This is a genomic window from Roseovarius sp. MMSF_3298, from assembly GCF_030733705.1.
GTDB lineage: Bacteria > Pseudomonadota > Alphaproteobacteria > Rhodobacterales > Rhodobacteraceae > Roseovarius > Roseovarius confluentis.
On the sequence record NZ_JASHIN010000056.1, the window covers coordinates 1 to 9,463 of the forward strand.

The window sequence follows — 9,463 nt, forward strand, 5'->3', positions numbered from 1 at the left end:
TTGCGGTCAGGGGGGGGGTATGACGCTGGGGTGGGGCGGTATCACAAGGCTGTGCCTGGCCAACGCCGCGATCGGCGGGATGGCGGCCCTGCCGGTGAACCTGTTCAACAGGTTGATGACGGTCGATCTGGCGTTGCCTGCGCTGTTGCCCGGGTTCCTGGTGGCGCTGCATTACGCCTTGCAGTTATCGCGTCCAATCTGGGGGCATCGTTCTGACACCAAGGGCGGGCGGACACCGTTCATTCTGGGCGGAACGCTCGTGGTGGGCGCGGGGCTTGTGCTGACGGCCTGGGCAATCGCCTTTGCGCCGAGTACGCAGGTCGCGCTTGCGGTCTGGATACTGGCCTATGCACTGATCGGGTTCGGGATCGGGGCGGCGGGGACCTCGTTCCTGGCCTTACTGGCGACGGCGGCTCCGGATGACAAGAAAGGCGCGGCGGCCACGTTCGCCTGGCTGATGCTGATTGCGGGCGCGATTGCGGCGTCGGTGGGCGCGGGTGTCGCGCTGAAACCCTACAGCCCGGAGCGGCTGATGCTGGTTGTTCCAGTGGTCGCGGCGGCCTGTTTCGTGGCTGCATTGATCGCCACTTGGGGAGTCGAGCGGCGCCTTGGCGCCGTGCCCGCACCACAGGAGCCAAACCTCGGTCCGGCCTTGCGCGCGACGTGGGCGGACCCGGCGGCGAAGGCGTTTACCGGGTTTGTCTTCCTGTCGATCCTGGCCTTCTACCTCAGTGAACTGGTGTTGGAGCCTTTCGCAGGCCATATCCACGGTCTGACACCTGACGAGTCGACCAAGCTGTCGGGCGGCAAGGATGGCGCGGCGCTGTTGGGGATGCTGATGGCGGGCGCGTTTTCGACGTTCAATCTGGGCAGCTTACGGACATGGGCCGTTACCGGCTGCGTGGTGTCTGCGGTGGGCCTGATGGGCCTTGGTGCAGGCGCGGCACTGGTGCCATTCACGGTTATTCTCGGGCTGGGCAACGGCTTTTTCGTCGTGGGCGCGATTGGCTCGATGATGCGGCTTGCCGCAGCGCAAGAGGGCGCCACCGGCACGCGGATGGGTGTTTTCGGGGCAGCCCAGGCGGTGGCTGCCGGGCTGGCCGGATTGATTGCCACGGGCACGCTGGACCTGGCCCGCACGATATTGAGCGATGAGGCAGCCTATGCCGCTGTCTTCGGCCTCGAGGCCGTGCTGTTCTTGGCCGCCGCGTTGGTGGCGGTGCGCATCCTGCACCGACCTCATGCGCCGCTGCTGCAACCGGGAGAATGAGAGATGTATGACGTTGTGGTGGTAGGAGGCGGCCCGAGCGGGGCCACGGCGGCGGAGGACCTGGCAAGGTCCGGTCACAAGGTGGCGCTGCTGGACCGGGCTGGCCGGATCAAGCCGTGTGGCGGCGCAATCCCTCCGCGCCTGGTCGCGGATTTCGATATTCCCGAAGACCTGCTGGTGGCCAGGATCACGACGGCAAGAATGATTTCTCCGACCGGGCGAAAGGTGGATATTCCGATCGAGAACGGTTTCGTCGGCATGGTTGACCGCGAGGATTTCGACGAATTTCTGCGCGTCCGGGCCGAGGCCGCGGGTGCTGTGCGCGCCACCGGGACATACAAGCGGATCGTGCGCGAGAACGGACAGGTAAAGGTTATCTTTCGCGAGACGGTCAGCGGGAACGAACGTGAATTGCCCTGCAAGCTGGTGATAGGCGCTGACGGTGCGCGGTCGAACGTCGCGCGGGATGAGGTGGAGGGCGGCGACCGGATTCCCTATGTTATCGCCTATCATGAGATCATCGCGGCGCCCGGCAAGGTCGGAGAATACGATCCAACCCGTTGCGACGTGATCTATGACGGCCGGATCAGCCCGGATTTCTACGGCTGGGTCTTTCCGCATGGCAAATCTGCCAGCGTGGGAATGGGATCGCTTGTGAAAGAGGTGGACGTGAAGCAGGCCACCGCCGATCTGCGCGTGGCCAGCGGGCTGGCGGAGTGTGAGACGATCCGCAAGGAAGGCGCGCCGATCCCGCTGAAGCCGCTGGACCGCTGGGATAATGGCAAGGATGTCGTCCTGGCCGGGGATGCGGCCGGCGTGGTCGCGCCCAGTTCCGGAGAAGGTATCTACTACGCCATGGCAGGCGGGCGCGTTGCGGCCACGGCAGCGGCGGCGACGCTGGCATCGGGGCGGGTCAAGGACCTGCGGCTGGCGCGGCAGCTTTTCATGAAGGAACACAAGACGGTGTTCCGGGTGCTGGCGTCTATGCAGAATGCCTATTACAAGTCGGACGAGCGGCGCGAGCGGTTCGTGTCGCTGTGCCATGATATCGACGTGCAGCGTCTGACCTTCGAGGCGTATATGAACAAGAAACTGGTAAAGGCCCGGCCCATGGCCCACCTGAAGATCGGGCTGAAGAACCTGGCGCATCTGACGCGGATGGTGCCGGCGGCCTATACATGAGCGTGATGATCCCGACATGGATCGGCGGCGACCTGGTGGCCGTCGAAAAGCTGGAAGCCCATGAGCGCGGCTTGCGGCACAAGGCGGTGTCGGTGTTCGTGCTTTGCGGCAATGCGCTGCTGATCCAGCGACGGGCGCTGGCCAAGTATCACACGCCGGGCCTTTGGGCGAATACCTGCTGCACGCATCCCAACTGGGGCGAAGACGCCGAGGCCTGCGCGCATCGCCGGCTGATAGAAGAGATGGGAGTCGAAGGCCTCGCGCTGGACTATCGCGACCAGCTGGAATATCGCGCCGACGTTGGCGGCGGGCTGGTGGAGCACGAAGTGGTGGATGTGTTCGTGGCCAAAGTTTCGCAGCGGATCACCCCGAAACCGAACCCTGCCGAGGTCATGGATACGGCCTGGGTCGACCTTGACGACCTGCGCGACTATGCGCGCACCATGCCGGACATCTATACGCCGTGGCTGCGCATCTACCTTGAAAAGCACGCGGCGCAGATCTTCGGGCGGGTGGACAGCCCGGTGTGATGCGGCAAAGGGCCGGTTTCAAATAGACATCCGGCGCGGGGCTTGATTTAACCCGGCACGACTGGCGACAGACGATGGAGCGCGCGTGCTTGACCTCAAAGACCTGCAATTTCTGACCGCGCTGGCACGGCAGAAGCATTTCGCCCGCGCCGCTGAGGAATGCGGCGTGTCGCAGCCTGCGTTTTCCATGCGCATCGCCAAGCTGGAAGAGCACCTCGAGACCAAGATCGTGCACCGGGGCAACCGGTTTCAGGGGCTGACGCCGGACGGGGAGAGCATCGTGCGCCACGCGCTGCAGATCCTCGAGGACGTCAAGCGGCTGGAGACCGAGTTCAGTGCCGAGCCCGGGGATGTCACGGGCGTGCTGTCACTGGCGGCGATCCCCACTGCGGCAGCGTTGGCGGCGCGTACCGTGATCCAGCTGCGAGAGGCCAATCCCGGAATTACCGTGCGCGTCAAGACGATGAATTCGCTGGCTATTCTGCACGGGCTGGAGGCCGGGACGTACGATGCCGGGATCACCTATACCGATAGTGCCAATTCCGAGAGCGCCATCCACAGCTTCCTGAGCGTGACGCCGATCGACGACGAGGAATACGTACTGCTGGTGCCGGCAGATATGGTTGATGGGGACAAGACCCAGATCACCTGGAAAGAGGCGGGGGCTCTGCCGCTCTGCCTGCTGGAGCCGGGGATGCAGAATCGGCACATCATCGACACGGTCTTTCAGGACGTCGGCACGCGCCCGCGCGTCGTTGCCGAGTTGTCGGGTCTTACGGCTGGGGTCGTGATGGCAATCCAGGGAGCAGCGGCGACAGTGGTGCCGAAAGTTCTGGTCGAGAATACCGGTGCCCCCCGGTCTGTCCGCATCCTTCCGCTGGTCGAGCCGGAAGTGCGCAAATCTCTCAGCCTTGTAACCGCGGACAGAGGCCCTGCGCTGCGCACAGTGCAGGCGTTGAAGGAAGTGCTGCAATAAGTCCTGCTTATCGCGGATTTGAATCATACGATTTTTGATTGCGCAATGCATGCCTTAGTATCCCGGAAGCAACGGGAGGACCGATCATGGCATTGGACGATCGCAGCGGCGTGTGGAAATCAGGCAAGGGCAAGGGGCGGCATACGCCCAAAGGCCGGCAGCTTGAGGACCAGGCCTGGGAGGATGTACGCGGGCTTCTGGGGGATGGGCCCCGGCGGCGTGATCTGCTGATTGAATACCTGCACCTGATCCAGGACAAGTTTGGCCACCTCAGCGCGGCGCATCTGCGCGCGCTGGCCGAGGAGATGCGCATCGCGCAGGCCGAAGTCTATGAAGTTGCAACATTTTACGCGCATTTCGACGTGGTCAAGGAAGGCGAGGTTCCCCCGCCCGCGCTGACCATCCGGGTGTGCGATTCGCTGTCCTGCGAATTGGCCGGGGCGCAACAGCTGAAGGCCGCACTGGAAGATGGCATGGACCCCTCCGAGGTGCGCGTGCTGCGTGCACCCTGCATGGGGCGCTGCGACACGGCGCCGGTGCTGGAGCTGGGCCACAACCATATCGACAACGCGACGGTGGAGAAGGTCGAATCGGCCATCGCCAGTGGCGATACCCACACGCATGTCCCCGAGCACGAAGATCTCGCGACCTATAGGGCCGACGGAGGCTATGAGAAACTGGCCGAGCTGCGCAAGGACGGCGTGTTCGAGACCGTGCAGGAAACGCTGCTCGATTCGGGTCTGCGCGGCCTGGGCGGCGCGGGCTTCCCGTCGGGCAAGAAATGGGGCTTCGTGCGGGCGGAGTCCGGGCCGCGGTATCTGGCCGTGAACGGCGATGAGGGCGAGCCCGGCACATTCAAGGACCGCTATTACCTGGAACGCACGCCGCATTTGTTCCTAGAGGGTATGTTGATCGCCGCCTGGGCGGTCGAGGCGAAGACCTGCTTTATCTACATGCGCGACGAATATCCCGCTGTTCTTAAGATCCTCGCCAGGGAGATCAAGGCGCTGGAAGAGGCGGGCATCGTCGAGGAAGGCTATATCGAACTGCGCCGCGGCGCGGGGGCGTATATCTGCGGCGAAGAAAGCGCGATGATCGAGTCGATCGAGGGCAAGCGCGGCCTGCCGCGCCATCGCCCACCTTTCGTGGCGCAGGTCGGCGTCTACAACAAGCCGACGCTGGTGAACAATGTCGAGACGCTCTACTGGGTGGCCCGCGTTCTGCGCGAGGGCGGCGAGATCCTGTCGGGCGTGGAAAAGAACGACCGTAAGGGTCTGCGCTCTTACTCGGTATCGGGCCGCGTGAAGAACCCGGGCGTGCATCTGCTGCCTGCCGGGTCGACCATCCTCGACATTGTCGAGGCCGCTGGCGGTATGCTGGACGGTCATACCCTGAAGGCCTATCAGCCGGGCGGTCCGTCCTCGGGGCTTCTGCCTGCGCACATGGACGATGTGCCGCTCGATTTCGATACGTTGCAGCCGCATGGCAGCTTCATTGGGTCCGCCGCCGTCGTGGTGTTGTCGGACAAGGACAGCGCCAAGGAAGCCGCCATAAACATGCTGAAGTTCTTCGAGGACGAAAGCTGTGGCCAGTGCACACCATGCCGCGTTGGCTGTGAAAAGGCCGTGAAGCTGATGCAGGCGGATACGTGGGACCAGTCGCTGCTTGAAGAATTGAGCCAGACCATGGTGGACGCGTCCATCTGTGGCCTGGGCCAGGCGGCGCCCAATCCCATTCGCCTGACGATGAAACATTTCCCGGACGAGGTGTAAGACATGACCGACAAGATCAAGTTGACACTCGATGGCAAGGAAGTCGAAGCCGAAAAGGGCATGACCATTTGGGAAGTGGCCAATGGCCGGGGTCTGAAGATTCCGCACCTCTGCCACAAGCCCGCGCCGGGGTACCGCCCCGATGGCAACTGCCGCGCCTGCATGGTGGAAGTGGAGGGCGAGCGCAATCTCGTTGCGTCCTGCATACGCGAAGCCAGCGAAGGTATGAACGTCACCACCAATTCGAACCGGGCGGAAACCGCGCGCAAGATGGTGATGGAGATGCTGATCGCCGACCAGCCGGAACCGGAAAAGGCGCATGACAAGTCCAGTCACCTGTGGGACATGGCCAAGCTGACCGGCGTATCGGAAAGCCGCTTTCCCAAGCTGGAACAGGACCGTGTGCCGCTTCTGGATGACAGCCACGTCGCGATGAGCGTCAACCTGGATGCGTGCATCCAGTGCAACTTGTGCGTCCGCGCCTGCCGTGAAGTGCAGGTCAATGACGTGATCGGCATGGCCGGTCGCGGTCATGACAGCTTTCCGGTATTCGATTTCGACGACCCGATGGGCGAAAGCACCTGCGTGGCCTGCGGCGAATGCGTGCAGGCGTGCCCGACCGGCGCGCTGATGCCGTCCTCGGTGGTGGATGACGCTCAAGTGGGTGACAGCGCCGATTATGACCGTGAGGTCGACAGCGTCTGCGCCTTCTGTGGTGTGGGCTGCCAGATCAGCCTGAAGGTCAAGGACGACAAGGTGAAATACGTCGAGGGTATCAATGGCCCCGCGAACGAAGGCCGCCTGTGTGTCAAAGGCCGGTTCGGGTACGACTATATCCAGCACTCGCACCGCCTGACCAAACCGCTGATCCGGCGGGAGGATGCCCCGGCAAAGGGCCTGAATGTCGATCCGGACAACTGGCAGGACTTCTTCCGTGAGGCCTCGTGGGACGAGGCGCTGGATGCGGCGGCAAACGGCCTGAAAGGTCGTGGCCGCGAGGTGGCCGGTTTCGGCAGTGCGAAGTGCACCAACGAAGAGGCGTACCTGTTCCAGAAATTCATCCGCCAGGGCTTTGGCCACAACAACGTGGATCATTGCACGCGGTTGTGCCACGCCTCCTCGGTGGCGGCGCTGATCGAAAATGTCGGTTCGGGGGCCGTGACCGCGACCTTCAACGAGATCGAGAATGCCGACGTGGCGATCATCATCGGGGCCAATCCGACGGAAAACCACCCTGTTGCGGCGACGTATTTCAAGCAATTCACCAAGCGCGGTGGCAAACTGATCGTGATGGATCCGCGTGGGCAGGGCATGAAGCGGTTCGCCAGCCATATGCTGCAGTTCAAGCCGGGCGCGGACGTGTCCATGCTGAACGCGATCATGCATGTGATCGTCGAGGAAGAGCTCTACGACCAGCAGTACATCGAGGCGTTCACCGAGAACTGGGAGGCCGAGAAGGCGCATCTGGCGCAGTTCCCGCCCGAAAAAATGGAAGAGCTGTGCGGCATTCCCGCCGAGACGCTGCGCGAAGTGGCGCGTGAATTCGCCACGGCGCAGTCCGGCATGATCTTCTGGGGCATGGGCGTCAGCCAGCACATCCACGGCACGGACAATTCCCGCTGCCTGATTTCGCTGGCGCTGATGTGCGGCCATGTGGGCCGTCCGGGCACGGGTCTGCACCCGCTGCGCGGTCAGAACAACGTGCAGGGCGCGTCGGATGCGGGTCTGATCCCGATGTTCCTGCCCGACTACCTGTCGGTCACGGATGACGGGGTGCGCAAGGCGTTTACCGAAGTCTGGGAATCGGGCGACTTCAGCAGCGAGAAGGGGCTGACCGTCACCGAGATCATGGACGCGGTACACGAGGGTCATATCAAGGCGATGTACGTTCTGGGTGAAAACCCGGCGATGAGCGACCCGGACGTGGAACATGCCCGCGACGCGCTGGCGATGCTGGATCACCTTGTGGTGCAGGACATCTTCATCACCGAGACGGCCAACTATGCCGATGTGATCCTTCCGGCCTCGGCGCTTTATGAAAAGTCCGGGACGGTGTCGAACACCAACCGGACCGTCCAGATGCTGCGCCAGGCGGTGCCGCCGCCGGGCGAGGCGAAAGAGGACTGGTGGATCGAGGTCGAACTGGCCAAGCGCTGTGGCCTGAACTGGAATTATACCGACCCGTCGCAGGTGTTCAACGAGATGGCGATCAACATGCGCAGCCTCGACAACATCACCTGGGAACGGCTGGAGCGCGAGGCGGTGACCTATCCGTCGCTCAGCCCCGAGGACCCGGGCCAGGCCGTGGTGTTCGGCGATGCCTTCCCGCGGCCCGAGGGGCGCGCCCGGTTCACCCCGGCCAGCGTGATCCCGCCCGACGACCTGCCGGACGCGGATTATCCGATGGTGCTGACGACGGGTCGGCAGCTGGAGCATTGGCATACCGGGTCGATGACCCGTCGGTCCAGCGTTCTGGATGCGGTGGAACCCGAGGCCAACTGTTCGTTGCACCCCTCGACCCTGCGCAAGCTGGGGGTTGAGCCGGGCGGCATGGTGCGCATCTCCACCAAGCGCGGCTCAATCGATGTGATGGCACGTGCCGACCGGGCGATTGCACCGGACATGGTGTTCATGCCGTTTGCCTATGTCGAGGCGGCGGCGAACATTCTGACGAACCCGGCTATCGACCCCTACGGTAAGATCCCCGAGTTCAAATACTCGGCCGTGCGGGTGGAAAAGGCAGAAGAGGCTGTGGCAGCGGAATAGATCGCAACAACGCGAAGTATCGAAAAAGGGCCGGGGTTTCCCGGCCCTTTTGTTTCTTGCGGCGCCTTGGCGGTCTGCGTTTCGGACGACGCCAACACTTTTTGCTGCATCCGCAAATGATTGTCGTTGCACGATGCTGGTTCGTGGTATACCAGATTTCGAACTTAACGACTCACCTCGGTACGCTGCCATGAAACTGAATCCGATCGATACCTCTGTCACGCTCAAGGATCACATCTACAACCGCATGCGCGAGGCGATCCTCGACATGGACATCTATTCCGACGATGTCGACCTGCGGCTGGACGAACGCGGCCTGGCCGAGCAACTGGGCGTGTCCCGCACGCCGCTGCGCGAGGTGCTGGTGCGGCTGGAACAAGAAGGTCTTCTGGAGGTGCGCCCGCGTCGCGGCATTTTCGTGCAGCGCAAGACGCTGTCGGACATTCTGGAGATGATCGTTGCCTGGGCCGCGCTGGAAAGCATGGCGGCGCGGCTGGCCTGTGACACCGCCACGGACCGCCAGATCGCCAGCCTGCGTACCATCGCGATGAAATACTCGGTGTCCAAGAGCGGGGCGGATATTGCGGAGTATTCTGACGACAATATCCGCTTTCACCAGAAAATCCTCGAAATCTCCGGCTGCGAGTTGCTGGCCCGCATGGCGGAAAACCTGTTCGTGCACATGCACGCGGTGCGTCGCCGATCCATGGCCGAGGAGGACCGTGTGCCGCAATCAGTGGCAGATCACATGGAAATTATCGAGGCGCTCGAAGCGCGCGATGTGGACCTCGCAGAGGCTCGCGTGCGCGACCACACGATGCGCCTTCACGACCACGTGCGCGAGGTCTGGACCCGCGCAGGCATCACGAAAAACAAGGGGGAATGACCTGATGAAAGCATTGGACGGCATCAAGATTCTGGACTTCACGCATGTTCAGTCGGGTCCGACCTGCACGCAGCTTCTTGC

Annotated in this window: 7 protein-coding genes; all 7 read left to right on the top strand. The window is 63.0% G+C overall.

What is annotated here, in order from left to right; genetic code table 11:
• Positions 1-1,270: BCD family MFS transporter (locus tag RBB18_RS22920; RefSeq protein ID WP_306121282.1), on the top strand; the 1,270-nt coding region annotated here is incomplete at its 5' end.
• A 3-nt stretch (positions 1,271-1,273) separates the two neighbouring features.
• Positions 1,274-2,452: a geranylgeranyl diphosphate reductase gene (locus RBB18_RS22925; RefSeq protein ID WP_306112358.1), complete on the top strand. Its 1,179-nt coding sequence runs from the start codon at positions 1,274-1,276 to the stop codon at positions 2,450-2,452.
• Positions 2,449-2,982, top strand: coding sequence for an isopentenyl-diphosphate Delta-isomerase (idi, locus tag RBB18_RS22930; protein WP_306112359.1), 534 nt, complete (start codon positions 2,449-2,451; stop codon positions 2,980-2,982). The genes RBB18_RS22925 and idi overlap by 4 nt, the downstream gene beginning before the upstream one ends.
• A gap of 85 nt (positions 2,983-3,067) precedes the next feature.
• Complete coding sequence (locus RBB18_RS22935) at positions 3,068-3,958, top strand: LysR family transcriptional regulator (protein ID WP_103764299.1); 891 nt, start codon at positions 3,068-3,070, stop codon at positions 3,956-3,958.
• A gap of 86 nt (positions 3,959-4,044) precedes the next feature.
• Positions 4,045-5,730 (top strand): NAD(P)H-dependent oxidoreductase subunit E, encoded by a 1,686-nt coding sequence (locus tag RBB18_RS22940; RefSeq protein ID WP_306112360.1) that lies wholly within the window; start codon positions 4,045-4,047, stop codon positions 5,728-5,730.
• A gap of 3 nt (positions 5,731-5,733) precedes the next feature.
• Positions 5,734-8,496 (top strand): formate dehydrogenase subunit alpha, encoded by a 2,763-nt coding sequence (fdhF, locus tag RBB18_RS22945; RefSeq protein ID WP_274593576.1) that lies wholly within the window; start codon positions 5,734-5,736, stop codon positions 8,494-8,496.
• Between the two features lie 190 nt (positions 8,497-8,686).
• Positions 8,687-9,382, top strand: coding sequence for a GntR family transcriptional regulator (locus tag RBB18_RS22950; RefSeq protein ID WP_103764296.1), 696 nt, complete (start codon positions 8,687-8,689; stop codon positions 9,380-9,382).
• The last annotated feature ends 81 nt before the right edge of the window (positions 9,383-9,463 follow it).